General features: G+C 65.6%; 26 protein-coding genes and 1 pseudogene. 10 read left to right on the forward strand and 17 right to left on the reverse strand.

From position 1 onward, the window contains the following. Together ACLQI9_RS04815 and ACLQI9_RS04820 are read left to right on the forward strand one after the other, a co-directional pair. Positions 1–776, forward strand: a 776-nt coding sequence (locus ACLQI9_RS04815; RefSeq protein ID WP_442391202.1) for an AAA family ATPase, incomplete at its 5' end; no start/stop codon positions are given. 609 nt (positions 777–1,385) lie between these two features. Continuing rightward, on the forward strand, positions 1,386–1,931 hold the full coding sequence (locus ACLQI9_RS04820) for a hypothetical protein (RefSeq protein WP_442385086.1): 546 nt from the start codon (positions 1,386–1,388) through the stop codon (positions 1,929–1,931). A gap of 192 nt (positions 1,932–2,123) precedes the next feature. On the opposite strand, the gene ACLQI9_RS04825 is transcribed toward ACLQI9_RS04820, so the two are convergent. The 4 genes from ACLQI9_RS04825 to ACLQI9_RS04840 form a co-directional block, all read right to left on the reverse strand. Further along, positions 2,124–2,690 carry a hypothetical protein gene (locus ACLQI9_RS04825; protein WP_442385084.1) on the reverse strand — a complete coding sequence of 189 codons (567 nt, stop codon included), beginning with the start codon at positions 2,688–2,690 and terminating at the stop codon, positions 2,124–2,126. 510 nt (positions 2,691–3,200) lie between these two features. After that, a complete protein-coding gene (locus ACLQI9_RS04830; RefSeq protein WP_442391204.1) occupies positions 3,201–4,112 on the reverse strand; it encodes a MinD/ParA family ATP-binding protein in 912 nt (303 codons plus the stop codon). Positions 4,113–4,871: 759 nt separating this feature from the next. Then, on the reverse strand, positions 4,872–5,321 hold the full coding sequence (locus ACLQI9_RS04835) for a nitroreductase family deazaflavin-dependent oxidoreductase (protein WP_442385080.1): 450 nt from the start codon (positions 5,319–5,321) through the stop codon (positions 4,872–4,874). A gap of 15 nt (positions 5,322–5,336) precedes the next feature. Beyond that, on the reverse strand, positions 5,337–6,173 hold the full coding sequence (locus tag ACLQI9_RS04840; protein ID WP_442385078.1) for an NmrA family NAD(P)-binding protein: 837 nt from the start codon (positions 6,171–6,173) through the stop codon (positions 5,337–5,339). A gap of 106 nt (positions 6,174–6,279) precedes the next feature. Here ACLQI9_RS04840 and sigI point away from each other — a divergent pair, with 106 nt between their 5' ends. Further along, the gene (gene sigI / locus ACLQI9_RS04845; protein ID WP_442385076.1) at positions 6,280–7,152 is read left to right on the forward strand and encodes an RNA polymerase sigma factor SigI; all 873 of its coding nucleotides are present in this window, start codon (positions 6,280–6,282) and stop codon (positions 7,150–7,152) included. On the opposite strand, the gene ACLQI9_RS04850 is transcribed toward sigI, so the two are convergent. The 3 genes from ACLQI9_RS04850 to ACLQI9_RS04860 are packed head-to-tail and all read right to left on the reverse strand — an operon-like array spanning position 7,153 to position 8,950. After that, a complete protein-coding gene (locus tag ACLQI9_RS04850) occupies positions 7,153–8,253 on the reverse strand; it encodes a MinD/ParA family ATP-binding protein (protein WP_442385074.1) in 1,101 nt (366 codons plus the stop codon). It abuts the gene before it with no gap. A gap of 29 nt (positions 8,254–8,282) precedes the next feature. Next, positions 8,283–8,666 (reverse strand): nuclear transport factor 2 family protein, encoded by a 384-nt coding sequence (locus ACLQI9_RS04855; protein ID WP_442385072.1) that lies wholly within the window; start codon positions 8,664–8,666, stop codon positions 8,283–8,285. Further along, positions 8,663–8,950, reverse strand: a complete 288-nt coding sequence (locus ACLQI9_RS04860) for a hypothetical protein (RefSeq protein WP_442385070.1) — start codon at positions 8,948–8,950, stop codon at positions 8,663–8,665. The genes ACLQI9_RS04855 and ACLQI9_RS04860 overlap by 4 nt, the downstream gene beginning before the upstream one ends. A gap of 26 nt (positions 8,951–8,976) precedes the next feature. On the opposite strand from ACLQI9_RS04860, the pseudogene ACLQI9_RS04865 reads away from it, so the two are divergent. The 4 genes and pseudogenes from ACLQI9_RS04865 to ACLQI9_RS04880 all read left to right on the forward strand — a co-directional run. Beyond that, positions 8,977–9,165: pseudogene (locus ACLQI9_RS04865) on the forward strand (WhiB family transcriptional regulator); the annotation flags it as partial. Between the two features lie 616 nt (positions 9,166–9,781). Beyond that, positions 9,782–14,365, forward strand: coding sequence for a glutamate synthase large subunit (gene gltB, locus ACLQI9_RS04870; RefSeq protein WP_442385068.1), 4,584 nt, complete (start codon positions 9,782–9,784; stop codon positions 14,363–14,365). Continuing rightward, positions 14,358–15,824, forward strand: coding sequence for a glutamate synthase subunit beta (locus ACLQI9_RS04875; RefSeq protein WP_442385066.1), 1,467 nt, complete (start codon positions 14,358–14,360; stop codon positions 15,822–15,824). The genes gltB and ACLQI9_RS04875 overlap by 8 nt, the downstream gene beginning before the upstream one ends. Before the next feature lie 141 nt (positions 15,825–15,965). Beyond that, positions 15,966–16,109: a hypothetical protein gene (locus tag ACLQI9_RS04880; RefSeq protein ID WP_442385118.1), complete on the forward strand. Its 144-nt coding sequence runs from the start codon at positions 15,966–15,968 to the stop codon at positions 16,107–16,109. A gap of 105 nt (positions 16,110–16,214) precedes the next feature. On the opposite strand, the gene ACLQI9_RS04885 is transcribed toward ACLQI9_RS04880, so the two are convergent. Further along, the gene (locus ACLQI9_RS04885) at positions 16,215–17,063 is read right to left on the reverse strand and encodes an LLM class F420-dependent oxidoreductase (RefSeq protein ID WP_442385064.1); all 849 of its coding nucleotides are present in this window, start codon (positions 17,061–17,063) and stop codon (positions 16,215–16,217) included. A 56-nt stretch (positions 17,064–17,119) separates the two neighbouring features. On the opposite strand from ACLQI9_RS04885, the gene ACLQI9_RS04890 reads away from it, so the two are divergent. Together ACLQI9_RS04890 and ACLQI9_RS04895 are read left to right on the forward strand one after the other, a co-directional pair. Beyond that, the gene (locus tag ACLQI9_RS04890; protein ID WP_442385062.1) at positions 17,120–17,554 is read left to right on the forward strand and encodes a hypothetical protein; all 435 of its coding nucleotides are present in this window, start codon (positions 17,120–17,122) and stop codon (positions 17,552–17,554) included. 29 nt (positions 17,555–17,583) lie between these two features. After that, positions 17,584–18,585 (forward strand): PHP domain-containing protein, encoded by a 1,002-nt coding sequence (locus ACLQI9_RS04895; protein ID WP_442385060.1) that lies wholly within the window; start codon positions 17,584–17,586, stop codon positions 18,583–18,585. Here the strand turns inward: ACLQI9_RS04895 and ACLQI9_RS04900 are convergent. The 3 genes from ACLQI9_RS04900 to ACLQI9_RS04910 are packed head-to-tail and all read right to left on the reverse strand — an operon-like array spanning position 18,582 to position 20,700. Next, the gene (locus ACLQI9_RS04900; protein WP_442385058.1) at positions 18,582–18,770 is read right to left on the reverse strand and encodes a hypothetical protein; all 189 of its coding nucleotides are present in this window, start codon (positions 18,768–18,770) and stop codon (positions 18,582–18,584) included. The two genes, ACLQI9_RS04895 and ACLQI9_RS04900, sit on opposite strands and share 4 nt — an antisense overlap. Positions 18,771–18,826: 56 nt before the next feature. Continuing rightward, the gene (dinB, locus tag ACLQI9_RS04905) at positions 18,827–20,035 is read right to left on the reverse strand and encodes a DNA polymerase IV (RefSeq protein ID WP_442385056.1); all 1,209 of its coding nucleotides are present in this window, start codon (positions 20,033–20,035) and stop codon (positions 18,827–18,829) included. Positions 20,036–20,055: 20 nt separating this feature from the next. Then, positions 20,056–20,700: a TetR/AcrR family transcriptional regulator gene (locus ACLQI9_RS04910; RefSeq protein ID WP_442385054.1), complete on the reverse strand. Its 645-nt coding sequence runs from the start codon at positions 20,698–20,700 to the stop codon at positions 20,056–20,058. Positions 20,701–20,776: 76 nt separating this feature from the next. Here ACLQI9_RS04910 and ACLQI9_RS04915 point away from each other — a divergent pair, with 76 nt between their 5' ends. After that, a complete protein-coding gene (locus tag ACLQI9_RS04915; RefSeq protein ID WP_442391206.1) occupies positions 20,777–22,252 on the forward strand; it encodes a flavin-containing monooxygenase in 1,476 nt (491 codons plus the stop codon). Here the strand turns inward: ACLQI9_RS04915 and rraA are convergent. From rraA to ACLQI9_RS04945, 6 genes are all read right to left on the reverse strand, one after another. Continuing rightward, on the reverse strand, positions 22,242–22,733 hold the full coding sequence (gene rraA / locus ACLQI9_RS04920) for a ribonuclease E activity regulator RraA (protein WP_442385050.1): 492 nt from the start codon (positions 22,731–22,733) through the stop codon (positions 22,242–22,244). The genes ACLQI9_RS04915 and rraA overlap by 11 nt on opposite strands. Positions 22,734–22,742: 9 nt before the next feature. Beyond that, a complete protein-coding gene (locus tag ACLQI9_RS04925; protein ID WP_442385048.1) occupies positions 22,743–23,330 on the reverse strand; it encodes an Rv3852 family protein in 588 nt (195 codons plus the stop codon). 110 nt (positions 23,331–23,440) lie between these two features. After that, the gene (locus ACLQI9_RS04930; protein ID WP_442385046.1) at positions 23,441–23,956 is read right to left on the reverse strand and encodes a copper resistance CopC family protein; all 516 of its coding nucleotides are present in this window, start codon (positions 23,954–23,956) and stop codon (positions 23,441–23,443) included. Next, positions 23,953–24,651, reverse strand: a complete 699-nt coding sequence (locus ACLQI9_RS04935) for a YcnI family copper-binding membrane protein (RefSeq protein WP_442385044.1) — start codon at positions 24,649–24,651, stop codon at positions 23,953–23,955. The genes ACLQI9_RS04930 and ACLQI9_RS04935 overlap by 4 nt, the downstream gene beginning before the upstream one ends. A 61-nt stretch (positions 24,652–24,712) precedes the next feature. After that, entirely contained in the window at positions 24,713–25,369 is a 657-nt protein-coding gene (locus ACLQI9_RS04940; protein WP_442385042.1) for a DUF6474 family protein, read from the reverse strand. A gap of 87 nt (positions 25,370–25,456) precedes the next feature. After that, positions 25,457–25,855, reverse strand: a complete 399-nt coding sequence (locus ACLQI9_RS04945) for a transcriptional regulator (RefSeq protein ID WP_442385040.1) — start codon at positions 25,853–25,855, stop codon at positions 25,457–25,459. Positions 25,856–26,085 lie beyond the last annotated feature (230 nt).

Below are 26,085 nucleotides of genomic sequence, written 5' to 3' on the forward strand. Positions count from 1 at the left end.
CGGTGACCAATCAGACCAATCACATGCTTCTCGTCGGCCCACCCGGAACTGGAAAGACGACCACAGCCGAGGCGCTGGGAAAGATCTACGCCGGGCTGGGCATCGTGCGGCATCCCGAGATCATCGAAGTCAAACGGGCCGACTTCTGCGGCGAGCACATCGGGGCATCCGGCCCGAGAACCAACGCGCTGATCGCCCGTTCGCTGGGACGCATCCTGTTCATGGACGAGTTCTACTCATTGGTGGAGCGCCACTACGACGGCCGCCCGGACATGATCGGCATGGAGGCGGTCAACCAGCTGCTTGTCGCACTCGAGGTGCATCGGTTCGACTTCTGTTTCATCGGCGCGGGCTACGAGAAGGAAGTCGACGAATTCCTCACCGTCAACCCCGGTTTGGCGGGCCGATTCAATCGTAAGTTGCGCTTCGCGTCGTACGCTCCTGACGAACTGGTGGAGATTGCCGTCCGCTACGGCGCACCGCGCGCGACGGTGATCGAGCCCGCCGCCCGCGAGGCGCTGAACATCGCGTGTAAGACCCTGCGGGCATATCTGGCGCCGGACGGCAGCCACGGAATCGACGTGATGCAGAACGGCCGTTTCGCTCGCAACGTCGTCGAGCGTGCCGAGCGGTTGCGCGATTCTCGCGTCGCTGCGCAGCACCGCACCGACAAAGGCTCGGTGACTGTCGAAGACCTGGAGACTCTGCGCACCCAGGACATCGTCGCGGCCGTCGTGGACGCGTGCGCGGAAAAGCATGTGCCGGTGCAGCTTTGAGCGCCACGCAGCGCACTAGGGATCGGACGACAACGTGGATGAAAATGTCCGGTGCTGAAGGCAGATTTGCTGGCCTGAACGTGAATGAGGGTCTGTGATGGCTTGGAAAGTGGTGGGCCGAGTGCCGCATTCTCCAGGTGGGGGCCACGTTGGAGGTCTGTAGGTCTCTGGGACACGCCGGATAGGTTGTAGCGGAGTTTTGCTGATTGGTTCGCCCGCTTCGGTTTTCGCGTGCTGGTGCAGGTGTTCGGCGCGGTTGTAGCCGCGGGTGCGGTCGGCGTTGGTGGTGTCGACGCGTTGGGTGTGCGTGGTGCCGCACGGCCCGCCGCGAAATCCTGGTAGTAGCGGTAGGTGCCGGCGGCGCGCTTGGCGCGCCCGTAGGTGTCGAGCGTATCGCCCTGACCGGGCTCAGGTGCGGCGTGGGCCGCGGCCGAACTGATCGCCGCTCCCGCTATCAGGTATTGCTCATCCTCGCCGATGCGGCGAACCGCACGAGCGAATCGCGGTGTTGTCTGGCGGCGACATGCGCCCGAAATGGCGGTGTTTGGCCGCGTGGTCGGGCATGCTCACTGATGGAGCTAGCGCACCCCCGGGCGAAGGAAATAGTCGGTGGAGTACCCGCGCCGGGTTGTTGCCGGAATCAACGACAGTCGCCGGGCCACCCGCGGCGCCACCTGCCCGGCAAGCGTGATACTTCATGAGCCGCTGCGGCGGTCGCTGCTGGTCGCCGCTGGCGGTCATAGGGTGCCACCGAAATGTCCCTGCACGCTGAGCTATGGTCACCCAGGCGCCCATCAAGGGCTTGCCTACGACACCGGCCGATGGCGCGGCTGGTTTCGCTGGGACGAGTGGGGTTTTCGCCTCGGCGGCCACGCCGAACCGCACAATCAGGGTCCTCGCCCCGATCGGCCCGAGCCTGGCCCACGCCTAGGTCGCGTGCCAGTGGACCCGGCGACCCCGACGCCTGCCGCGCCCCTGGCTGCTGACCGCCCGTATGGCGGCGGGGCCGGCCACCCGCACGCAACGCCGGAGCCGGCCTCCCTCGCGCAGGCGTTACGCACGGTCGCCGGGGCACTCGAACGGCTGGCCGACGTGATCGCCGCCGAACAGAATGCTTCCGGACCCCAGGCCCGGCACACGCGCCATCGCCCATAAGCACCCACCGAATCCGCCAAACGGTGTCAGACTGCGTCGATAGCCCCGCCGTCGAGTCGTTGGCGATCTCACCCGCATGCCTGCGGCCTCCTTCTACCGGGAACCCGCGCCACGGGGGATGTCACGGAATAGCCGCAGTTCACCTGTGATGGCTCCCATCAACGTCTGCCGCAGGGGCGACTTTTACGCGTGTTAGCCGCTGACGGGTTCGGCTATCGATTCCTCATCCCAGCCTTCGGTGTCGTTAGCGGCGTTGAAAGCGGGAACTGGCCGGCCGGCGGATTCCGCCGCGCCGAAGTTGGCGAGGTTGCCTAGCGCCGCGATAAGGTCCTTGATCTTTCTGGCCTCGTCCTTCGTGGGTGTTTGACCGGCTTCGAGGCCGTCGAGCAGATCTTTCCGCAGACCCGCGCTGACCGCTACCTCGTCGGCGGATAGGTACGCGCGTGTGCAGGCGACGTACAGCTGCTGACCTAATGTGGCGTCCGGCGCTCCGGCCGCAACGACCATCAGGTCGTTATAGCGGCTACGGACTTCGCCCAACGCCACGATGACCGATAACGTACTTCTATCTGTGCGAGCCGCGTCGGTCAGCGCGATTTGAAGTTTGCGCAGACCGGACAAAAGACCCTCGGCGCGATCGTGAAACCGTGGGTCTTCTGGTGCGGGCAATGCATCGATCGCCGACGAGTGCACCGCCATCGCCGCCTGGGCCAGACTGACGATAATTTGCGTGTCACCTTGGGCCGGAGCTTCGGCCATAATTCCCTCGATTCAGCTATGCGGCGACGCCGCAACAGGCCCCGCTATCAATACTGATTGGCAAGGGCCGAGAATAGCGACATCGCTTGCTACTGTAAACGCGCTCGAAACCGTGGCGGTGATTGCGCCCCGCAGGATCCGTACCGCGAAAGTGGCTGTTGAGTTTCGGAAATGGGCTGAAGGCTGCCAACGCGGATTCTGAGGGTTTGTGGGCGCCGGCAGTTTTGAGCCGGCCGCCGGGTGAATGCCCGAACGCCTCCAGCGCGGGGCGCCGCCGGTCAGCTGGAGCCCCTGAGGCCATCGCGCGACCTGGCTAGTTTGCTTGGTGACGTCTCAGTTCATGCCCGTGGCGAACCGACGCACCGCTATGCGATCCGGCGTCGCCCAATCGTGCACCTCAGCAACTTAGGCATCGCCGATCTTGACGAACGCCGCGAAGGACGGAATTTGACGTCGGCAGGACAGAAAAGCTCACGTCGATAGGGCCCGCGTCGCTCCCGTGGTCGGCGGTCATTGCGGCTTTGGCGTCGCCGGGAAGTTCGTCGCCACCGCGGCGGCGATCTCCAGGAACTGTCGCCGTGTCGCCGGGCGCAGCTGGTCGATGTCGACAACCCCCGCCGCCGCGATGTGCCGGTCGTAGGGCAACACGAATACCCGGTCGCCGCCAACACGCCGAGCAAACGTCTTCACTAGGGTGGCGATCAGTTTGCGGTCGCTGCGTCCGGTCACGTCGTTGAGTACCACGACCGAGCGTGCGAGCAGCTCGTGGTGGCCTGATTCGCGCAGCCAGTCCATCACCTTGCCCGCCGCTTGGGCGCTGTCGCGGGTGGTGGAGGCGACCACGATGATCGAGTCCGCCTTGGCAAGCAGGCCCTTCATCACCGGATGCTCGACGTTGGTGCCGGCGTCGGTAACGAAGACTGAGTAAAACCGCTGCAGACGTTCGTACGCGGCATGGTAGGTCTTGGGATCGAGCAGTTTCCGTTCGCTGACCTGACGGTTGGCGGCCAGCACGTCGAGCCCGCTGACAGGGCTTTGTCCGACGTGCGAGCGCATATCGGCGTAGCGCTCGATCCGGTCGTCGGCCAACACCTCGCGGTAGGAGGAGGCCGCTGTCGGGTCGATCCGCTCAGCCAGATTGGCCCCGATGTCGGGGTTGCCGTCGATGGCCACCACTTTGTCCTTGCGGACCGACGCGAACATCGAACCGATACCGATCGCGGTGGTGGTCTTGCCCACCCCACCCTTGCCGCCGAGCACCACCACCGAATACGAGCCGAGCAGAGAGCTGTTGACGATGGCGTTGAGCAGGCGAAACCGGCGTTCGTCGGGCGATTGCTCCATCGTGACCAAGCCGAAAGTCACCACCCGCAACCATTTTCGCCACCCTTTGGCCGACGGCACCTTGTGCTCGGTAATCACCTCGGCTGCGCGCAGCTCTTCGGTTGTCAGCTCCCACGAGGCGGCTTCGGCCGTTGTTGGGGACGCGTGCCCGGCACGGGCCGTCGCTGGTGGTGCTGGGGTGATGGAAAACGGCGGTCTCGCGGCCGGCGGCCGATTGGCCTGCGATGGCTGCGGGTCCCCTGTCGGAGGCCGGTTGGGATTTGGCGGCACATGTACGCCGTGCTGTCGGTGCATGGTCGAGGCCGCCGCCGGAGGCGCCGCCCAGCTAGGCTGGGCGGGCGCGCTATCGTGCTGGACGCCCGGGTGTGCCTCGGATGCTTTCGACAACAACGGCCTCCGCGCTGCGGAGTCCGTTTGCTGCCCGGAATCCTGTGGTGGCAATGGTGCGGTGGCGCCCTCACCGCCGACAGGGTCGCGATTGCTATTGCCCGGGCGGCTCACGCGGTGCAACGCCCGCCCTTACGGGCGCATTCAGGGCCGGGTCGCCCCGACTCGACAATCACGCTGCGACATTAACAAGAGTCCAGTTTCAGTGTCCAGCAGCGCGAGACAGACTCTTTGCCTGGCGACAGCGCTATGGGCCAGATGGGCAAGCAGACAACACAGGCACTGGAAGCAATGACGGACTGTGCGGGGGTAGAAACCGTTGCCGCGCTACGCGAACAGGTCACGGACGTCAATCAGCAGGCCACGTTCCATCGCCGCGGCGGCGTTCCGGGCATGGTATCGCGTGGTGTCTGGCCAGGACGTTCATGGTTATCATCCAGTCCCACCGCACTATCCCGACGTGACTTGGTCGAACCGGAACACCGCGAGGCGCCCTGCCAGCGCCTCGAATTCGTCGGAGGTCCCGTCGACCACCATGCCGGAGCGTTTGGCGAACGTCACACCGACCGGGACCTGCACCGGGTACGCCCGAAGTATCGGGCGCGCTTGTGCGGCAGTCAGTTCGACGATCTTCACCGGGCGGGAGCCGCGGCCCCGGCTGAGCGTGCCGGTGCCCGCGGCCCGGGCGTTGGCGGCCCACTCCGCGCCGGGATAACCGGCGACCGCATAGAGGCTGCCGTCGAATTTGAACGGTGTCATGGGCGTGCTGCGCGGCTGACCCGACTTGCGTCCGGGCACTGTCAACACCATGGCAGGCCCGGTCGGTATGCCGAGCTTCTGCACGGCCATCATCACCTTGTTCATCGGTTTGAGGTAACTCGGTGGGCGGGGATCAGACATGTCTTGCCTCCTTGATTATTTCGTGAACAGGTTGCGGAGCTCAGTTACCCACTGGGCGAAAGTGGTTGCCGGACGGCCGGTGATCTTCTCCACTTCGCGGGTCACCAGCGGCGGCTTGTCCAGCGCGTCGGCGAGCATCGCCGTGTACGCGTCGGCAAATTCGGCTCCCAGACCCAAACCGATGAAGCGCTGCCGCACGACATCCGGTGGCACCTCGAGGTAGCGCAGCGGGCGCCCCAGGACGGTGCCGATGGTCTCCACCAGTTCGGAATTGGTGAAAGCCTGCGGCCCGGTCAGCGGGATCCGCTGTCCGACAAGCTCATCGGTCAGCAGTGCCTGCGCAGCCACCGCGGCGATGTCGGTTTCGACGATCGGCGCGGACGACGCCGCGGCGTACGGCCCACCGACGACGTCGCCGGCACGAACCTGCGCCGACCACATGCCGACAAAGTTCGACGCGAACACCGCGGGCCGCAGACTCACCCAGTCCAGGCCGGAGTCGACGGCGAGCTGCTCGACCTCCTTATTGCGGTCACCGCGAAACCGCGACGGTTGGCGCGAGAAGTCATCGTCGGCGTTGATAGCTGACAACGCAACCAGCTTGGTGACACCGCTGCGCCGCGCGAGCGCAACCACGTCGGCGAGGTCGCCGCCCAGCGCGCGGGAGTTGAGAAACACCGCCGTGGCCCCGGGCAGCACGTCGACGGCCGAGTACACCGCCTCGACGCCGTCGGGAAATCCGGCGGCCTCGGGTGTGCGGGTGACCGCCCGCACCCGCGCACCTGCGGCGGCTAGCTCCGAAACAAGCGGGCGGCCGACATTGCCGGTCGCTCCGGTCACGACGATCGTCACGATGGTCTCCTTCGCAAAAAGTGCTTTTCATCTACGACGGGCCAGAAGATGGAAAAGTTACTGCCGCACCGCGTAACTTTTTGGCCGACCAGATCGTCGTGAATGAATGAGCCAACCGCAGTCAGCGAAAGACCGGATCACCGAGGCCTGGCGTCGGCATCGCCCGTACCTGGTCAATCTCGCCTATCAGATGCTGGGCGACGTCGGCGACGCCGAAGACGTTGCGCAGGAGGCGTTTCTGCGGCTTTCTCGCACCGATCCCGACGAGATCGATGATGTCCGCGCCTGGCTGACGGTGGTGGCTGGCCGGCTCTGCCTGGATCAGGTGCGTTCCGCGCGCGCCCGATACGAGCGACCCGGCGACATCGGCCCAGAGGTGGCGGCGCTCAACCAATCCGGTCGGCTGGACCCGGCTGATCAGATCACCCTCGACGACGAGGTCCGCACGGCGCTGCTGGAGGTGCTGCGCAGGCTCAGCCCGGGCGAGCGGGTGTCGTTTGTGTTACACGACGTGTTCGGGGTTCCGTTCGACGCGATTGCCGAGACAGTGGGCCGTCCGGTCGGCACCTGCCGCCAGCTGGCACGGCGGGCGCGGGCGAAATTCGCGCTGGCGCAGCCGAAGCCGGGCGACGTAGCGGTGGCCGAGCACCAGCTCGTCACCGAGAAATTCATCACCGCCTGCGCCAACGGCGATCTGCAGGCCTTGGCCGCGGTATTGGACCCGACGGTATGGGGTGTCGGGACGGTGCTCCTCGAGCCAGCCCCGCCACCCCAGATCAACCATGGCCCGCACGATGTCGCGGTCAATCTGCTGCGCTACCTGGGGCCGGGCGTGACGGTCGTCAGCGGTCCTGCGGGCCAGCCGGTGCTGTTGGCCTTCGCCGACCGGCGGCCTTTCGCCGTGATCGTGCTGACTATCCGCGGAGACCTGGTCACCAAGATCGAAGCCACCGCGGACCCGTCGGCCCGAGCGCAATGATCAGGGTTGTTCCGGCTTTTCGTCTGGGCGTGACGCGAAGAATCCCGCGACTGATGCGGCGATGCGCAGGAATGTGCGTCGCGTCGCGCGAGCCATCTCGCCCTTCACGTCGATGACGCCGCCGGGCCGCAGGTGCGGGTCGAAGGGCACCTCCACCACGGTCTGGCCGCGGTTGAGAAACTGATTCGCCAGAACTGAGCGGGTCTGCTTATCAGAATGCCCGTCAGAATCGTTGAGAACCACCACAGTGTGCTGCAGCAGGCCGGTGCGGCCGTGTGCCGCCAGCCATTCCATCGTCTGCGCGGCTGCGGAAGCCCCGTCTGCCCACGGCGACGACACTACGATCAGCGCATCGAGGTCACTCAGCGCCTCCTGGGTGACCGGCGCGTCCATGGTGGAACCGCAGTCGATGATCGAGATCGTGAAGTGACGGTCGAGCCGCGACGTTGCTTCGCGATAAAGCGCCGCATCAAGCACGCGGCGCGGACCGGCCGTCGGTTCCCCGGCCAGCACGTACAGACCCGCCGAATTGCTGCCGACGCGCGAGGTCACATCGGCGAACGACTGAAGATTCCGGTCGGACGTCAGTTCCCAATACGAGCCACTGATCCGCGGGTCGATCCTGCTGCCAAGCCGACCGAACGCGGTGTCGGCGTCGACCGCCACCACGCGGTCTTGCCGGCGCAACTCAGCGAAGATCGACCCGACGCAGGCGGCGATGGTGGTTTTCCCGACACCGCCCTTGCCCAGCACGCCCACTTTGAAGCTGCCGTGAAGTGCTGAGGCAATGGCGGCCTCATCAGCGGCTTCTTGCTTTTCCTGGGTCGATGGCCCGGGGTTGATCAGGCCGAAAGTCGCCCTGTGAACGATGCGGCGCCAGCCGTGCTGGGGGCTGGGGCGCCGCGGTTTGGGCGCAACCTGCGAGATGTCGATGCCGCCCCATACAGGCCGATGAGGCGCAGGGCCGGGACGCGGCGGCGCGGACCACGGGGGCGGCACCGCTCTAGGATCGTTGGCCTGCGGGCGTGGCGGTGGCCCCGCCGGGCCGGGGCGCTGCGCAGGCGCTAGCCGGCCCCGCAGGAAATCGTCATGGTCGTTCATCGTCAACTCGAAATCGCAGTCTCGGTAGGTCAGGAGCTCAGTGACTCGGATGTCCAGTATTCACGCAAGCTGGCGATCCGATCGCCGTCGCATTCCAGGATGGCGACCTCGCGCATGCGCTTGCGGTGTCCCTTGACGACGTCGTCGAACCGCGCTTCCCACTCGGCGATGGCGGTCGTGCCGTCGAGATAGAGGCTGAGCAACTCGGCGGAGATGTTGGCCTGTTCCTTGACGACCTTGGTCTGCCAGTACTCCCGAATGCCGTCGTGGCCACGGATGGGCTGCTCCAGCACCCGTTCGTGGTAAGTCGCGGCCGGGGTGAAGATGGTGAGGATCAGATCGGGGTCTTGGGTGGTCCATGCGCGGATGTAGATGTCGATGAGCTTGCGTGCGTCCTCTTTGGCCGAGCTCATGGATTCTCCGTTAGCTGCTCGAGCGGAATCGGTGCATCGAAGGGGCTACGCCCGACAATGGCATCGTAGATGCGCCGCGGCTCACCCAGCACCACGGTGTTCACGTCGACACCTTCCGCCGACTGCGGTTCGACGCGGACCCATCGCCATCGTTCGGCAACGACTTGGCTGTCACTGAGATACCCGGTGTAGTAACCGTCGAGCATCGTTTCACCGGGCAGCACCGCAAAGTGCAGCGAACCGTAGGAGTAGCTGTCGTTGATATTGCGCCAGCGCCCGATCAAGTGCCTGCCGAACAGACCCGCCTCGATGCCTGAATTGCCCGCGGCGCTGGTTGTGCGCGCGGGAGGCCTGCGAGATGCCGCGCGCCGAGGGGATGTGGGCCGGCGTCGTCATTCCCGAAGCCGGGCGCGGGCGCACCCACGCGCTTCGCCGGCTGCGTTCACTGGCCGAGCGGGGTGGCTATCCGGTCCGCCAGTCGGCTTGGCGATCGTCCTGACGGCGGTGGGCTAGCGGGCGCTGGTCGCACAAAAAATCCGGGCAATGTCTTCGGCAAAGTTGTCCGCTACCGGCGCGGACAGGCCGCAGGACCTGAAATTGCTTTCCGAATCGACCCGTAGAGCGGCGCTGCCTCGACTTATGGTGAGGTGCATCACTTGGCCGGCGTGATTCCGGGTGAGCAGCCCGGTCGATTTCGCGTCGTTTGACCGCGATCACAGCAAACTGCCGCTGCGCGTCACGCGCACGCATACCTGGGGCGTGCCCGCCCAGCAAACACCCTTCGGCGGGTCCAAATACGCAGCGACACATACTGACCCGGCAAACCCGCCGACCGGTGCCGCCGCAGCGAAGCCGCGCCCCCGATCGACGGGTTAGTATTGGTCAAGTTGGCATGTCAGGCGGGTTTTGTCATATCGTTTTACGACTTGTCGCGACCGGGTACAGGGCCACCGTTCAGCGCTGCACGGATGCATCCTCAACCGGATCACCGCCGCCAGGCGACCAGCGTATCGACAAGACCGATGGGGCCTAGCCCGCAAGCCTTCCGGGCGCGGCGCCAACGGAGCGATTGATAAATTCCGCGGCAGAAAGTTCTGGTGGAGGGTCAGGTGAGAATGGCGCCCAACCGCGTCGGGCTCTACAATCCCGCATTCGAGCACGACTCATGCGGGGTGGCCATGGTCGTGGACATGCACGGCCGCCGCAGCCGCGACATCGTGGACAAGGCGATCACCGCGCTGCTCAACCTCGAGCATCGCGGCGCACAAGGCGCCGAGCCGCATAGTGGTGACGGCGCCGGCATCCTGATCCAGGCCCCCGATCACTTCTTGCGTTCGATTGTGGACTTCGAGCTGCCCGAAGCCGGTAGTTACGCCACCGGCATCGCGTTTTTGCCGCAATCGTCGAAAGAGGCGGCGGCGGCGTGTGCTGCGGTGGAGAAGATCGTCGAAGCCGAGGGTCTGCAGGTGCTCGGCTGGCGCGACGTGCCGACCGACGAGTCGTCGCTGGGCGCGCTGTCCCGTGACGCGATGCCCACCTTCCGTCAGCTCTTCATCGCCGGCGCCAGCGGCATGGAATTGGAGCGGCGTGCTTACGTCATCCGCAAGCGCGCGGAGCACGAACTCGGCAACAAAGGACCCGGGCAGGACGGTCCGGGTCGCGAAACCGTCTATTTCCCAAGCCTTTCCGGACAGACGTTCGTCTACAAGGGCATGCTCACCACTCCGCAGCTCAAGGCGTTCTATCTCGACCTGCAAGACGACCGGCTGACCAGTGCGCTGGGTATCGTGCACTCTCGGTTTTCGACGAACACCTTCCCGTCGTGGCCGTTGGCGCACCCGTTCCGCCGCATTGCCCACAACGGCGAGATCAACACCGTCACCGGTAACGAGAACTGGATGCGGGCCCGTGAGGCCTTGATGAAGACCGACATCTTCGGGTCCTACGACAACGTCGACAAGTTGTTCCCGATCTGCACCCCGGGCGCTTCGGACACCGCGCGCTTCGACGAGGCGCTCGAGTTGCTGCATCTGGGCGGGCGGAGCCTGGCCCACTCGGTGCTGATGATGATCCCGGAGGCCTGGGAGCGCCACCCGTCGATGGACCCGGCGCGGCGGGCCTTCTACCAGTACCACTCCTCGCTGATGGAGCCCTGGGACGGCCCGGCGTCGATGACGTTCACCGACGGCACGATTGTGGGCGCCGTACTCGACCGCAACGGCCTGCGGCCGTCGCGGATCTGGGTCACCGACGACGGACTGGTGGTGATGGCGTCGGAGGCCGGTGTGCTGGACCTCGACCCGTCGACGGTGGTGCGCCGGATGCGCTTGCAACCCGGCCGGATGTTCCTGGTCGACACCACGCAGGGCCGCATCGTCGCCGACGAGGAGATCAAGGCCGAGTTGGCCGCTGAGCACCCGTACCGGCAGTGGCTCGACAACGGCTTGATTCCGCTGGACGAGCTGCCGCAGGGCAACTACGTGCGGATGCCGCACCATCGGGTCGTGTTGCGGCAGTTGGTGTTCGGTTACACCTACGAGGAGCTCAACCTGTTGGTGGCGCCGATGGTCCGTACCGGCGCCGAGCCCATCGGCTCGATGGGGACCGACACGCCGGTCGCGGTGCTCTCCCAGCGGCCGCGGATGCTGTTCGACTATTTCCAGCAATTGTTCGCGCAGGTGACCAACCCACCGCTGGACGCCATCCGCGAAGAGGTGGTGACCAGTCTGCAGGGCATGGTCGGGCCGGAGGGGGACCTGCTCAACCCGAACGAGGATTCTTGTCGCCAGATCAACTTGCCGACGCCGATTCTGCGCAACCACGAACTGGCCAAGCTGATCAATCTCGACCCCGACGTGGAGGTCAATGGCCGTCGGCACGGGTTGCGGTCCAAGGTGATTCGATGTCTGTATCCGGTCGCCGAGAACGGCGCCGGTCTGAAGGCGGCGCTCGATGAGGTGCGTGCGCAGACCTCGGCGGCGATCGCCGACGGCGCGCGGATCATCATCCTGTCCGATCGGGAATCCGACGAGAAGATGGCCCCGATCCCGTCGCTGCTGGCGGTCGCCGCAGTGCACCACCACCTGGTGCGCGAACGCAGCCGTACCAAAGTCGGACTGCTGGTCGAGTCTGGTGACGCCCGTGAGGTCCACCACATGGCCGCGCTGGTCGGCTTCGGTGCAGCGGCGATCAACCCGTACATGGCGTTCGAGTCGATCGAGGTCATGCTGGACCGTGGCGTGCTCCAAGGGCTCGACCGCGAGAAGGCACTGCAGAACTACATCAAGGCCGCCGGCAAGGGTGTGCTGAAAGTGATGTCCAAGATGGGCATCTCGACGTTGGCGTCCTACACCGGGGCCCAGCTGTTCCAGGCCGTCGGCGTGTCCGAGGAGATTCTCGACGAGTACTTCACCGGATTGACCTGCCCCACTGGCGGAATCACCCTCGCCGACATCGCCGCTGATGTCGCGGCCCGCCATGGGCTGGCTTTCCTGGATCGGCCCGACGAACGCGCACACCGCGAACTCGAGGTGGGGGGCGAATACCAGTGGCGCCGTGAAGGCGAATACCACCTGTTCAACCCGGAAACCGTCTTCAAATTGCAGCACTCCACCCGCACCGGCCAGTACAAGATCTTCAAGGATTACAGCCGGCTGGTCGACGACCAGAGTGAGCGGATGGCATCGTTGCGCGGCCTGCTGAAGTTTCGCGAGGGGATCCGTCCGCCGGTCCCACTCGATGAGGTGGAGCCGGCCAGCGAGATCGTCAAACGCTTTGCCACCGGTGCGATGAGTTACGGCTCGATCTCCGCCGAGGCGCACGAGACGCTGGCGATCGCGATGAACCGGCTGGGTGGCCGATCGAACTGCGGAGAGGGCGGTGAGCACGTCAGCCGTTTCGACCGCGACCCCAACGGTGATTGGCGCCGCAGCGCCGTCAAGCAGGTCGCGTCGGCCCGGTTCGGCGTCACCTCGCACTACCTGACCAACTGCTCTGACATCCAGATCAAGATGGCGCAGGGCGCCAAACCCGGTGAGGGTGGCCAACTTCCGGGTGGCAAGGTCTATCCGTGGATTGCCGAGGTGCGGCACTCCACCCCCGGGGTGGGGTTGATCTCACCACCTCCGCACCACGACATCTACTCGATCGAGGACCTGGCCCAGCTGATCCACGACCTGAAGAACGCCAACCCGTCTGCGCGCATCCACGTCAAGCTGGTCTCCGAGAACGGGGTGGGGACGGTCGCGGCTGGTGTTTCTAAAGCACACGCCGACGTTGTGTTGATCTCCGGGCACGACGGCGGTACCGGCGCCACGCCGCTGACGTCGATGAAGCACGCCGGCGCGCCGTGGGAACTCGGGCTGGCCGAGACCCAGCAGACGTTGCTACTCAACGGGTTGCGTGACCGGATCGTTGTCCAGGTCGACGGCCAGCTCAAAACCGGCCGCGATGTGATGATCGCGGCGCTGCTCGGTGCCGAGGAATTCGGCTTCGCCACCGCTCCACTGGTGGTGTCCGGTTGCGTCATGATGCGGGTGTGTCACCTGGACACCTGCCCGGTCGGGGTGGCCACCCAGAACCCGGTGCTGCGGGAGCGCTTCACCGGCAAGCCCGAGTTCGTGGAGAACTTCTTCCTGTTTGTCGCCGAAGAGGTCCGCGAGTACATGGCGGAGCTCGGTTTCCGCACCCTCAATGAGGCTGTGGGCCAAGTCGGGTCGCTGGATACCACCTTGGCCCGCGAGCACTGGAAGGCGCACAAACTTGACTTGACACCGGTGCTGCACGAGCCGGAATCGGCGTTCATGAATCAGGATTTGTACTGCAGTTCCAGCCAGGACCATGGCCTGGACAAGGCGCTGGACCAGCAGTTGATCGTGATGAGCCGCGAGGCACTGGACTCCGGCAAACCCGTGCGATTTTCTACCACGATCGCCAACGTCAACCGAACTGTTGGCACCATGCTCGGCCATGAGGTGACGAAAGCCTATGGCGGCGAAGGGTTGCCGGATGGCACCATCGACATCACTTTCGACGGTTCGGCGGGCAACAGCTTTGGCGCGTTCCTACCTACGGGCATCACGCTGCGGGTGTACGGCGATGCCAACGACTACGTGGGCAAGGGATTGTCCGGGGGCCGGATCGTGGTGCGCCCGTCCGACAACGTGCCGTCGGACTATGTCGCCGAGGACAACATCGTCGGCGGCAACGTTATCCTGTTCGGCGCCACCAGCGGCCAGGCATTCCTGCGAGGGGTGGTCGGTGAGCGGTTCGCCGTGCGCAACTCGGGCGCCCACGCGGTGGTCGAAGGCGTCGGCGATCACGGCTGCGAGTACATGACCGGCGGCCGGGTCGTGATTCTGGGTCAAACCGGCCGCAACTTCGCGGCGGGCATGTCCGGCGGTACCGCCTATGTCTACGACCCCGACGACGCGTTGCCGGACAACCTCAACTCGGAAATGGTGGAACTGGAGGCGCTTGACGATGACGACCTGGACTGGCTGCACGGGATGATTCAGGCGCACGTCGACGCCACCGACTCCGCGATCGGACGGCGCATCTTGGACGACTGGGCGGGCGAGCAACGGTGCTTCGTCAAGGTGATGCCCCGCGATTACAAGCGGGTGCTGGAGGCGATCGCCGAGGCCGAGCGCAGCGGGACCGATCCCGATCAAGCGATCATGGCGGCCGCCAGTGGCTGATCCGAAGGGCTTTCTGAAGTACACCCATCGCGAAACGCCGAAACGCCGACCAGTGTCACTGCGGCTGCGCGACTGGCATGAGGTTTACGAGGACTTCCCGCACGAGACGCTGCAGCACCAGGCGACTCGTTGTATGGACTGCGGGATTCCGTTCTGCCACAACGGCTGTCCGCTGGGCAACCTGATACCGGAATGGAATGACCTGGTCCGCACCGGTCGTTGGCGCGACGCGATCGAACGGCTGCATGCGACCAATAACTTTCCGGACTTCACCGGCCGGCTCTGCCCGGCGCCGTGCGAATCATCGTGCGTGCTCGGGATCAACCAGGATCCGGTGACAATCAAGCAGATTGAGCTGGAGACCATCGACAACGCCTTCGATGAAGGCTGGGTGGTGCCGCTGCCACCGGATCAGCTCACCGGCAAGACGGTGGCGGTGGTGGGCTCCGGCCCGGCCGGCCTGGCCGCCGCTCAGCAATTGACTCGGGCCGGGCACAGCGTGACGGTCTTCGAGCGCGACGACCGCATCGGCGGCCTGCTGCGCTACGGCATTCCTGAGTTCAAGATGGAAAAGCGCCACCTGGAACGCAGGCTGGAGCAGATGAGGGCCGAAGGCACCGAATTCCGCGCCGGCGTCAACGTCGGTGTCGACATCACTGCCGAGCAGTTGCGCGCCGACTTCGACGCGGTGGTGCTGGCCGGCGGCGCGACCGCGTGGCGCGATCTGCCCATCACCGGCCGCGAGCTCGACGGTATCCATCAGGCGATGGAATACCTGCCCTGGTCCAACCGGGTGCAGGAAGGCGACGACGTGCTCGGCCCCGACGGTGAGCCACCGATCACCGCCAAGGGCAAGAAGGTCATCATCATCGGCGGCGGTGACACCGGCGCCGACTGCCTGGGCACCGTGCACCGCCAGGGTGCGGTCAACGTGCACCAGTTCGAGATCATGCCGCGGCCGCCGGACACCCGCGCCCCATCCACGCCGTGGCCGTTGTATGAGCTGATGTTTCGGGTCTCGGGGGCCCACGAGGAAGGCGGGGAACGGGTGTTCTCGGTCAACACCGAGGAATTCGTCGGCCGTGACGGGCATGTCGCTGCGCTGAAAGTGCACGAGGTGACGACGCAGGACGGCAAGTTCGTCAAGACCGAGGGCTCCGACTACGAAATTGAGGCCGATCTGGTGTTGCTGGCGATGGGATTCGTCGGGCCGGAGAAGGCGGGCCTGCTGACCGACTTGGGGGTTGAGTTCACCGATCGCGGTAATGTCGCGCGCGGCGACAGCTTCGAGGCGTCGGTGCCCGGTGTCTTCGTTGCGGGCGACATGGGCCGAGGGCAATCGTTGATCGTCTGGGCGATCGCCGAGGGCCGTGCGGCCGCGGCGGGTGTGGACCGATTCCTGATGGGCAACACGGCTCTGCCGGCGCCCATCACGCCCACAGCCGCTCCGCAACGTTAGTCACTACTGTCACATCGACAACATCTGATAAATCGCCCGGCGCGTCTTACACAATTTGCCAGCCGAAGGGTGTCTAATAGCTCGATATGGGCGCCGCAGGCGTGTGGAGCCCGGTTCGAGTTGACTGACGCAGGAGTGAGCATGGTGCACATCAACCCGATGACCCGCTCGCGGGTCGGGCGAATCGCCTGGTTATGGTTCCGACACCCGGTTAAGAGCCGGGAATTCCCCGCCAAGCACGAGCGCCTGGTCACCGCGGAAGAGTTGTTGCGCTTCGGCGTATGAGCACCGACTCCGTCGGCCTGCTGATTAAGCCAGGTGTTTGCTAAACGTAATCGACTCGTTATCTGAGATTCTCAACAACGAGATCTGGAAATTGCCGACAACGGGTTACGTGGTCAGCCCCGAGTCTCGGATCACCTCCGCCAGCGGCTCGAGTACGGCCGGGTCGTGCGGCGGCGCGATGTACACGATGCCCAGGTCGAGGCCCTCGGCGGCCAGGCCGGCGGCGTCGTCGACGACCTTGGCGTAGTTGCGGTCTGGTTCCAGGCGAAGGTGGGCTGACAGCCGGATCTCCTTGGGATCGCGCCCGATGTCGGCGCAGTGGGAGGCCAGCACGTCGCGCTTGTGGGCGAACTGCTCGGGTGTGCCGCCGACGAAATTCCAGTGCTGGGCGTAACGGGCGGTGATGCGCAGCGTGCGTTTCTCGCCGCTGCCGCCGATGCAGATCGGAGGGTGCGGGCGCTGCGGTCCCTTGGGCTCGTTGCGGGCATCTTTGAGCTGGTAGTACTTACCGTCGAAGTTGGTGGTCGGCTGGCTCAGCAGGCTGGTCAGCACCTCGCAGGCCTCTTCGAATCGTTCGAAACGTTCCTTGATGCTGCCCAGCTCGATGCCGTAGGCGCCGGATTCCTCCTCATTCCACCCGGCGCCGATACCCAGCTCCAACCGGCCGTTGGAGATGACGTCAAGGGCGGCAGCCATATTGGCCAGTACCGCGGGGTGACGGTAGTGGATGCCCGTCACCAGGGTGCCCAGCCGCAGTCGAGTGGTGGCCTGGGCCAGCGCGGTGAGCGTGGTCCAGCCCTCCAGGCACGGGCCGGTGGAGTTTCCGAAAATCGGGTAGAAGTGATCGAACGTCCACCCGGATTCGAAGACGTCGATGTCGTCGGCTTCCTTCCAGACGGCGAGCATCTGTGCCCAGGTGGTGTCTTGCGGGGAGGTTTTGAACGCGAATCGCATTACATCCACACTAGTCGGCCACCCGAAACCGACATCTAACTAGACTCCGCCGGGCAATGAACTGGCATTTGGGCATCGACACCAGAATCACCCTGCTGGCAGCCGGATTGATATTCCTGCTGGCGCTGGTCCTCGGTGTCTGGAAGTACCGCCAGATCATGGCCGCGCCGGATCACCGCGCGCATCCCTACGTCGACATCGCGCATCGCGCGGCCCTGCTCTACTCGTTCGCGACGCTGCTGCTCGCGGCGTTCGTGGAGCTGAGCGCCTGGCCAACCTGGGTAAACCTGACCGCGGCGGTGGTGGTGGTGTTCTTTTTCGTCGGCGCCATCGCTGACTACATCATCCACGGCGTCCGGCGCGACACCACCAACCAGTTCGAACACGCCACCCGGGGATCGCAGGTGTCGATGGCGCTGCTCATCGTCGGTGAGATCGGCGGCTTCGGAGTGCTGCTCGCCGGGTTCATCGCCGGCCAGCTGGTGACTTAAACCTCTCTTCAAGCGGGCACACTGAAGCCATGGATCCGGTGACCGCGCTGCGACAGATCGCCTACTACAAGGACCGGGCTCGTGAGGACTCGCGCCGGGTGATGGCCTACCGCAACGCCGCCGACATCGTTGAGCGCCTTGACGACGCGGAGCGAGAGCGCCACGGCCAGGCCAACAGCTGGCAGTCGCTGCCGGGTATCGGGCCAAAGACCGCGAAGGTGATCGACCAGGGCTGGTGTGGGCGGGAGCCCGACGTGCTGGTCGAATTACGATCTGCCGCTGAGGATCTCGGCGGTGGTGAAATTCGTGCGGCGCTACGCGGCGACCTGCATCTGCATTCGAACTGGTCGGACGGCTCGGCGCCGATCGAGGAGATGATGGCCACCGCGGCAGCGCTCGGCCATGAGTACTGTGCGCTGACCGACCACTCGCCGCGGCTGACCATCGCCAACGGGCTGTCACCGGAGCGGCTGCGCAAACAACTCGACGTGATCGAGGAGCTGCGCGACCGGTTCGCGCCGATGCGGATTCTCACCGGTATCGAGGTGGACATTCTCGACGACGGCAGCCTGGACCAGGAGCCCGAACTGTTGGAGCGCCTCGACATCGTGGTGGCCAGCGTGCACTCGAAGCTGTCGATGGATTCCGCGTCGATGACCCGCCGGATGGTGCGCGCTGTCAGCAACGGCCACGCCGACGTGCTCGGCCATTGCACGGGCCGACTGGTCGCCGGGAACCGCGGAATCCGCCCGGAGTCGAAGTTCGACGCCGAAGTGGTGTTCACCACCTGTCGCGATCACGGCACCGCCGTCGAAATAAACTCCCGACCCGAACGTCGCGACCCGCCAACCCGTCTGCTGAACCTCGCGCTGGAGATCGGGTGTGATTTCAGCATCGACACCGACGCGCACGCGCCGGGTCAACTCGACTTTCTCGGCTACGGTGCGCAGCGGGCGTTGGACGCTGGTGTGCCCGCCGAGCGCATCGTCAACACCTGGCCGGTCGACAAGCTGCTGGCATGGACGGGTTAGCCCGGAGCCACCAGCGACATCAATTCGGTTCCGCCGTCGGACAACTGCACCAGCGTGGTGTTGATCCGCCATACGTCGCGGAATGAGCCGACAGCCGATTTGAGCGTCCACAGGGTGTCGCAGGTTTTGAGATCGATCCCAGTCGTGACGAGGCCGACGTGGGGGTTGCCGTCCTCCAGCAGCACGGCGGCACCCTGCGGACGATCCCCGGGATATAGCCAACGGGATCTCCGGTGCGCAATCAGTCCGGAAGATGGGGCATCTCCACGCCAGGGTCGCGGCCGACCAGCACGCCACGGGTGAGCGCCGACTTCCCGTAGCGGCGACGCACCCGGTCGACCGCCGCATCGACGGCTGCGGGCTGCCGTTGCGCCCCGGTGAACGGCAGCATCAGCTGCTCGGCGCCGCTGCGGTCGATCTTCGAGACCGCGAACCCGACCAAGGTCAGACCACGCTCGGCGATCAGCGGCGCGGCGGATGCGACCAGTTGCCGCGCTGCGGCAAGGATGGTTTGCGTCGAGGAGGTGGCCCACGGCAACGTGTGCGAGCGGGTGGCCCGGCCGAAGTCGTTGAACCGCAACCGCAATGTGACCGTCCGACCGGTTCGCCCCGCCGCTCGCATCCGCCCGGTGATCCGGTCGACCAGGCCGATCACGACCGCGTCGACCTCGGCGGGCGACATGGTGTTGCCCGCGCGGCCAAGCGCACGCTGCGCGCCCACCGAGCGTCGGCGAACGCCCGTCGACACCCGACGGGGATCGACGTTGCGGGACAGCGCATACAGCCGGCCGCTCATCGCCCCGCCCACCAGCGAGGCGAGCAGCGACTCGCTGAGCTCAGCCACGTCGGCGACCGTTTCGATGCCGTGGCCGTGCAGCTTGTCGGCGGTTACCGCCCCTACGCCCCACAGCCGGCGCACCGGGAGCGGATGCAGGAAGGCGAGCTCTCGTCCGGGCGTAACCAGCAGCAAGCCATCCGGTTTGGCTTCCTGGCTGGCGACCTTGGCGAGGAACTTCGTCCGCGCGATGCCGACGGTGATGGGCAGGCCGACGCGGTCGCGTACTTCGCGGCGCAGCCGGTCCGCGATCTGCACCGGTGTTCCGGAGACTCGACGCAGCCCACCGACGTCGAGGAATGCCTCGTCCACCGAAATCGGCTCCACCAGCGGGGTGGTGTCGCGGAAAACCTCGAAGACCGCGTCACTGGCCTGCGAGTAGGCGGCCATCCTGGGCGGGACCACCGCGGCGTGCGGGCACAACCGTCGAGCCTGGGCGCCACCCATCGCCGTGCGCACACCGTAGGCCTTGGCTTCGTAGCTGGCCGCCAGCACCACCCCGCCGCCGACGATCACCGGCCGGCCGCGCAGGGCCGGGTCGTCGCGCTGTTCGACAGACGCGTAGAACGAGTCGAGATCCGCATGGAGAATGCTTGCGTCGGTGCGCACGAACATATGTTCGCATCAACCGGTGACTAGTCGGGCGTAGATCCGCCGTAGATGCTGGTGACCCAGATGTGTACCAGCGTCTCCAGCAAGCGCTCCCTCGGCACTGACGGACGATCGTCGGCGAAGGACGTCAGCATCAGCTTCTCGTTGAGCAGGTTCAGCGCCGTCGACAATTCGTGGGCAGGCAGCGTCACCGGCGCCGCGCCGCGGGAGCGCTCGGCCTCGATCACCGTGGCGATGTGGCCGACCCACTTCTGCATGAACCGCGACCACAGCTCGCGGAGGTCCTTGTTGGTGCGGGCGGCGTCGGCGGCCAGCGACACGGCGCGATGCGAACCGAACGTCTCGACGAAGACGTTGATGCCGATGCGCCACAAGGCTTTCAGGTCGGCCGGGGGATTGGTGACCATGCCTTCCAACGCTGAGTCGGCTTCGACGATCACCCGTTCGAACAGGGTGAGCAGGACAGCGTCCTTGGACGGGAAGTAGAAGTAGAACGTCGGCCGGGACAGGCCGGCGCCCTTGGCCAGGTCGTCGACCGAGATGTCGGCGAGCGGACGCTGCTGCAGCAGTCGTTCGGCGGTGGTCAGGATGGCGAGCTCACGGTCGTCGCCCGACGGGCGTGCCGAGCGACGCCCTCTCGAGGTGCGGGTGGAGCTGACGGTAGCCACGACCGCTACTTTACGCGGTGTTGAGAAATTCGACAGTATGTTGACGCACTCAACACGGTGTTGATACCGTGACGCCATGACTGAACACGTCGACGTCGTCATCGTGGGCGCCGGCATCTCCGGTATCAGCGCCGCGTGGCACCTGCAGGATCGCTGCCCGTCCAAGCGCTATGCGGTGCTCGAGCGCCGCGACGATCTCGGCGGCACCTGGGACCTGTTCCGCTACCCGGGCATTCGCTCCGACTCGGACATGTTCACCCTGGGATTCCGGTTCAAGCCGTGGCGTTCGGCCACCGCGATCGCCGACAGGGCGTCGATCAAGGCCTACATCAAGGAGGCCGCGGCGGAGAACGGCATCGACCGGCACATTCGTTACCGCCACCGAGTGCTGGGCGCCGATTGGTCCGACGCCGACAATCGATGGACCGTCACGGTGGACAACGACGGCCGGCAGGAAGAGATCACCTGCAAGTTCTTGTTCTGCTGCAGCGGCTACTACAACTACGACGACGGCTACTCGCCGACGTTCGAAGGCTCGGAAGATTTCCAGGGCACGATCATCCACCCCCAGCACTGGCCGGAGGACCTCGATTACGCGGGCAAGAAGATCGTCGTCATCGGGTCCGGCGCCACCGCTGTCACACTCATCCCGGCGTTGGTGAACTCCGGCGCCGGTCACGTGACCATGCTGCAGCGTTCGCCGACCTACATCGGATCGCTGCCCGAGGTGGACCCGGTCGCCAAGCGGGCAAACCGGCTGCTGCCGGCACGTGCCGCGCACGTCGTGAACCGCTGGAAGGCAATCGGTTTCAGCACGGCTCAGTACCAGCTTGCCCGGAAATTCCCGGCCTACATGCGCAAGACCCTGATGACGATGGCCAAGCGCCGCCTGCCCGAGGGCTACGACGTGGAGAGACATTTCGGCCCGAGCTACAACGTGTGGGACCAGCGGTTGTGCCTGGCGCCCAACGGCGACCTGTTCAAGACCATCCGGCACGGGCAGGCCGACGTCGTGACCGACACCATCGACCGATTCACCAAAACCGGGATCAAGCTCAGCTCGGGTGACGAGCTGCAAGCCGACATCATCATCACCGCAACGGGTTTGAACCTGCAGCTGTTCGGCGGCGCCGAAATCCGGCGTAACGGCGCCCAGGTCGAGCTCACCGACACCATGGCCTACAAGGGCATGATGCTCAGCGGCATGCCGAACATGGCGTTCACCATCGGCTACACCAACGCGTCCTGGACGCTGAAGGCCGACCTGGTATCGGAGTTCGTTTGCCGGGTAATCAATTACATGGATGCGAATGGCTACGACACCGTTGTGCCGCAGCATCCGGGGGACTCGGTGGACGAGCGTCCGCTGATGGACTTCACGCCGGGATATGTGCTGCGGGCGTTGGACTATCTGCCGAAGGCGGGTTCAGTCAGCCCGTGGCGGCTCAAGCAGAACTATCTGCTCGACCTGCAGCTGATCCGGCGTGGCCGGGTCGATGACGAGGCGCTGCACTTCGCCAGAAAGCCTGCCGCCCTACCGGTTAGCCGGTAGCGGCTGCGGCGACGACGACGATACCGTCGTCGTCGCTGTAGGCGATGTCGCCCGGCACGAATGTCACCCCTCCGAAGCTGACCGTGACGTCTCGCTCACCCGCGCCGGTCTTGCTGCTCTTGCGGGGGTTGGTGCCGAGCGCCTTGATGCCGAGGTCGATGCCGCGCAGGGCCGCGACATCCCGAACGGCACCGTGTATCACCAGCCCGGCCCAGCCGTTGGAGTGCGCCAACTCGGCGATGACGTCGCCGACCAGCGCGGTGTGCAACGAGCCGGCGCCATCGATCACCAACACGCCGCCGTCGCCGGGCGTCGACAGCACCGACTTCAGCAGCGCGTTGTCCTCGAGGCAGCGCACCGTGGTGATCGGCCCAGCGAATTGTGTGCGCACGCCGAATTGGCGGAATTGAACGTCACAGCTACGTACGTCGGGCCCGATATCGTCGACCAGGTCAGCCGTGGGCCGGAATACCAGCGTCACCGGGCCATGCTAGCTAGCGCGCCGACGCAATTGGCGCGCCAGCAGCAATGCCAGCAGACTGATCGCGATCGCCACCGCCAACGGCACCGGTGAGCGACCGGCTGACGACTCGGCAACTTGCCCGGACACCGGGTTGTTTGCCGCGTCCACAGTTGATTTCGCATGTGCCGCGGCATCTTTCGCTGCCGCGGCAAGGTGGCCGTTGGTCTCGATCCGCGGTGGCGGTGTGGGCTGGCTTTTCGGCGTGGCGGCACTGGGTTCGACTTTTTTGGCCGGCGCCTTCTTCGCTGGCGCTTTTTTGGCCGGTGCCTTCTTGGCGGCCGCCTTTTTAGCTGCTGCCTTCTTCGGTGCTGCCTGTTGGGCCTTTTTCGCCGCCTTTGCCGCCTTGGCGGGAGCTTTTTTGGCTGGCGTCTTTTGCGCTGGTTTATCCGGCGCCTTGGCCGATGGTGTGGACGTTTCCGCGGCATGCTCCGGCGGTGTTGCCGGTGCGTTGTCGGCCGGCGACGTGGGCGGCGCGGACGGTGTGGGTCCAGCGCCTGGCGGGTGTTCGGGTTCGGTGTCGGGTGTGTTGTCCGGGTGATCCTGCGGGTCTGCCATGCGGCTGCTCCTTTGCAACTTCTCGTCGGGTACACCGGCCAGGTACACCAGCAGTCGAATCCATCATGCCAGGGCGGGCAATCCGGGTTAGCCTGGCGACCGCCGGGCCGTCATCGCCCCTTCCGCGCCGCCCATATCGCCGCGCCGGCCACGAGCACCACCGCGCCGACAACGAACGGCCAGACCGGTAGGTCGCCGCTCTCCGTATCCGAGGTGTCCGCCGTCGGCCCGGGTGTGCCGGTGCCGGCTGTCGTCAGCCGAAACGACCAGGATCCGGACACCACGTGCCCGTCTGCCGAGGTCACTCGGTAATTCACCGTGTAGTTTCCGGTCGGTCCAAGCGGCCGTACGCCGACGCTGACGACCGCGCCCTGCACCTGCGGCTGCCCGGAAGACCACAGGTTGCGGTCCGGACCGACGACTGTCATCGCGGCGAACGTGGTTTGCAGCTCCTCGTTGAAGGTCGCGCTGACGTGCGTCGGACCGGTGCTGACAGCGGCATTCTCGGCGGGGTCGACCGACACCCGCGCGGCATGCGCACTGGCGGCTCCCGCGGTCAAGGTGGCGCCGATGGTGACCGCTAACAAGAGCAGACTCACCGCAACCAAGCGTGCTCGCCGACTCATGTCCGTCGAGCGACCAGCGCGACACCGATACCCAGGGCAGCAAAGAGCAGGGCGGCTCCACCGAGTATCCGGGCGGTGTTATCGGCTGTGGCCCTTGGCTTTTGCGTGGACGGCAATGCCCCGGCGGTCGGCGTTGTGGTGCTGGTTGGGTGTGGGTGATGGGGGGGCGGCGACGGCGTCCCCTCGGTGAGCGTCAGCATCGGCACCGGATTGGACGGCTCAGCCCCGCCGGGCTGCGGCGACTGATCCCACTTGACCACTGCGCCGTCGGCGTAGGTCTGGGTGGCCGGGAAGCTGACGGTGTCGGTGTCGGGAAGCTTCACGGAGATCTGGAACAGCCCGAACTGATCGACCGGAATGCCGCCGTGCGGTGCTGCCGTCCAGGTGACCGAGTGCACGATGCCGGACGCGGGATCGCGGTCGAGTTTGGCCGACCAACCGGGCTGCGTTTCGGCCTGTACGGAAGTGACGTTGGACAGGTCGACCGTGAGAGCGGTGGTGGCCGCCCCGTTGGTGGACTCATTGGGCACCTGGAAGGTGACCAGCGCCATGCCGCCGCGGACTGCGTCGTCGCTGCTGGCATGGACATGGGCTGACGCCAGCGCGATGGCGGCGGTCGATCCGAGGAGGTAGAGCGTGGTGGTGGCGGCGGCCGAGATCAGGGCGCGCCAAACCGTATTGCGGTGCCATGACATCCGATTGCTCTTCCTTTGTCGAAGGGGTGGGATCAGACCGCGTCGGCGGGCGGCCATAGATTCAGGTCAATCCGAGCCGCGCCATCAGGTCGGCGTCGATCTCATCGAGTTGTCTGGAGATCGCGGCGTGGGCGGCACGGCGGCGTGCGGCGGGCATGTTCTCTGCAGCGGTGACGGCCGCCGACAGGTCGGTGAGACGTTCGGAAATGGCGGCCACAAATTGCGTGGTCTCGGCGTCCTTGGGCTTCTTCTCCTGCACCGTGTGCAACGATTGCTCGGCGCCGGCGACGCGGGCCGACAACCGGCCGCCGTGCCCGGAAAACTGCCCGATCTGGGCTAACGGAACCCCGAGCTGGTCGGCGCGCCGCTGGTCGATCAACCCGCGGGCGGCGATGGCGACGCGATAGGCCAGCGGCACCACGATCGGGGCGAGCAGCCGAGACACCGTCAGGACCCTGCGAATACGTATCGGTGACAGCAACTTGCCCTCTCGCACCGTCTTGAGCTTGGTCTCGGCGACTTTCAACGCCGCAAGGTCGCTGTCCCGCTGCGCCTTCAACTGGTCCCTGAGCGCCTTCGATTCGGCTCGCAGTGCGGCTTTGAACCGGCGGGCCTCGTTTTTCGCAGACAGTTTCGCCTCGAGTCTGGCCCGGGATTTGATCGCGCGAGCCTCGGCACGACGCGTCGCGCGGGTCTTTCGCTTGCCGAATAGGCCCATTCGCGGCCGCCTCCCCGGTATCTCGTCGACGATCGAGGTGCGCTGTGCCCCATCGATGGGCCAACCCTAACCGGCCCGCATCCCCGGCTAGGCGTCCAGGTGTTCGTTACGGCGTAGCTCGTCAACGCGCTGCGCGATGTCGTGTTGCGCCTCCGCGGACAAACCGCTGGCGCGAACGGCGATCCGCCGAACACCCTCGTCGCGCATGGTCATCAGCCACGACAATTCCTTGTCGAGCTTTTCGTAGTACTCGTCGTCGGTGAAGTAGGCGGGCTTGATACGGAAGAAGTTCGCCAGGGCGGCCATGGTGGCAGCCGACGGATTTGTCCGGTTGCCGGAGCGTAGCTGCGACAGGTAGGGAGCCGACATCGTGATGCCCTCCGACTTAAGCGACGCGATCACCTCTGCGGAGGTGTGCGGCCCCCGTCCGGGCGGATAAACCGTGTCGAACAGGCGGTTCAGGCGGGCAGAAAACGTCGTGCTCATCGATATGACCTCCACCGGGTCGGTAGAACAAATAACTCCATCCACGTATTTGCTGACCATCGTAGCGACAGTTATCGCCGCAACCAAGTGCAAACTTGTGGGGGATAGCCGCCGACGGCCGCAGCGGTCGTTTGCGGCGCGGCCAATGTGCCGCGAGCTCTTTATGCAGCGAATTCACAAGACATGCCAAGCGAATTGTGTAACGTTTCGTGGCGTCTGTGCTCAGCGAC

The sequence above is a fragment of the Mycobacterium sp. genome (assembly GCF_052143115.1).
In the GTDB taxonomy this organism is placed as follows: domain Bacteria; phylum Actinomycetota; class Actinomycetes; order Mycobacteriales; family Mycobacteriaceae; genus Mycobacterium.

Coding starts and splice junctions, on each gene's coding strand:
- ACLQI9_RS04825 (WP_442385084.1), bottom strand. CDS start 2,690: ATGGCCGAAGCTCCGGCCCAAGGTGACACGCAAATTATCGTCAGTCTG.
- ACLQI9_RS04835 (WP_442385080.1), bottom strand. CDS start 5,321: ATGTCTGATCCCCGCCCACCGAGTTACCTCAAACCGATGAACAAGGTG.
- sigI (WP_442385076.1), top strand. CDS start 6,280: ATGAGCCAACCGCAGTCAGCGAAAGACCGGATCACCGAGGCCTGGCGT.
- ACLQI9_RS04850 (WP_442385074.1), bottom strand. CDS start 8,253: ATGAACGACCATGACGATTTCCTGCGGGGCCGGCTAGCGCCTGCGCAG.
- ACLQI9_RS04855 (WP_442385072.1), bottom strand. CDS start 8,666: ATGAGCTCGGCCAAAGAGGACGCACGCAAGCTCATCGACATCTACATC.
- gltB (WP_442385068.1), top strand. CDS start 9,782: ATGGCGCCCAACCGCGTCGGGCTCTACAATCCCGCATTCGAGCACGAC.
- ACLQI9_RS04880 (WP_442385118.1), top strand. CDS start 15,966: ATGGTGCACATCAACCCGATGACCCGCTCGCGGGTCGGGCGAATCGCC.
- ACLQI9_RS04885 (WP_442385064.1), bottom strand. CDS start 17,063: ATGCGATTCGCGTTCAAAACCTCCCCGCAAGACACCACCTGGGCACAG.
- ACLQI9_RS04890 (WP_442385062.1), top strand. CDS start 17,120: ATGAACTGGCATTTGGGCATCGACACCAGAATCACCCTGCTGGCAGCC.
- ACLQI9_RS04895 (WP_442385060.1), top strand. CDS start 17,584: ATGGATCCGGTGACCGCGCTGCGACAGATCGCCTACTACAAGGACCGG.
- dinB (WP_442385056.1), bottom strand. CDS start 20,035: ATGTTCGTGCGCACCGACGCAAGCATTCTCCATGCGGATCTCGACTCG.
- ACLQI9_RS04915 (WP_442391206.1), top strand. CDS start 20,777: ATGACTGAACACGTCGACGTCGTCATCGTGGGCGCCGGCATCTCCGGT.
- ACLQI9_RS04925 (WP_442385048.1), bottom strand. CDS start 23,330: ATGGCAGACCCGCAGGATCACCCGGACAACACACCCGACACCGAACCC.
- ACLQI9_RS04930 (WP_442385046.1), bottom strand. CDS start 23,956: ATGAGTCGGCGAGCACGCTTGGTTGCGGTGAGTCTGCTCTTGTTAGCG.
- ACLQI9_RS04935 (WP_442385044.1), bottom strand. CDS start 24,651: ATGTCATGGCACCGCAATACGGTTTGGCGCGCCCTGATCTCGGCCGCC.
- ACLQI9_RS04940 (WP_442385042.1), bottom strand. CDS start 25,369: ATGGGCCTATTCGGCAAGCGAAAGACCCGCGCGACGCGTCGTGCCGAG.
- ACLQI9_RS04945 (WP_442385040.1), bottom strand. CDS start 25,855: ATGAGCACGACGTTTTCTGCCCGCCTGAACCGCCTGTTCGACACGGTT.